A 735-nucleotide genomic window follows, 5' to 3' on the forward strand; every position below is an offset into this window, starting at 1 on the left:
TCAGCGTGCTCAAGACCTTCAACCCGCCGCCGCAGGCGCTCGAGGGCGCGCCGATCGACGGCGTGCACCGTCACGGCAAGTTCCTCGACATCGACGCCGACGGCACCCACCTCGTCTTCCACCTGGCCCGGGCCGGCTGGCTGCGCTGGTCCGACCAGCTGCCCACCACCGTCGTGCGCCCGGGCAAGTCGACGATCGCCCTGCGCGTACGCCTGTCCGACGGCTCGGGCTTCGACCTGACCGAGGCGGGCACGAAGAAGTCACTCGCCGCCTACATCGTCAAGGACCCCGCCGAGGTGCCGGGCATCGCCCGGCTCGGGCCCGACCCGATGGCCGACGACTTCACGCTCGAGCGGTTCCGGTCGATGCTCGAGGGCCGGCGCACCCAGATCAAGGGGCTGCTGCGCGACCAGGAGTTCATCGCCGGCGTCGGCAACGCCTACTCCGACGAGATCCTGCACGTCGCGAAGATCAGTCCCTTCGCCATCGCCGGCTCCCTCGCCCCCGGGGTCGTCGAGCGGTTGTATGCCGCACTGCGCGAGACGCTGAAGAGCGCCGTCGCGACGGCGTCGGGCAAGCCGGCCAAGGAGCTGAAGGACGCCAAGCGGGCCGGGATGCGCGTCCACGCGCGCACCGGCGAGACGTGCCGGGTGTGCGGTGACACCGTGCGCGAGGTGTCCTTCGCCGACACGTCCCTGCAGTACTGCGCCACCTGCCAGACCGGCGGCAAGCCGC

1 protein-coding gene is annotated in these 735 nt (G+C 71.4%); it reads left to right on the forward strand.

Translation table 11 applies throughout. The annotated features are described in order from the left end of the window. A partial coding sequence (locus tag ABD194_RS20530) for a DNA-formamidopyrimidine glycosylase family protein (RefSeq protein WP_343994981.1) occupies positions 1-735 on the forward strand: 735 nt, incomplete at both ends.

The sequence above is a fragment of the Terrabacter terrae genome (assembly GCF_039529575.1).
GTDB lineage: Bacteria > Actinomycetota > Actinomycetes > Actinomycetales > Dermatophilaceae > Terrabacter > Terrabacter terrae.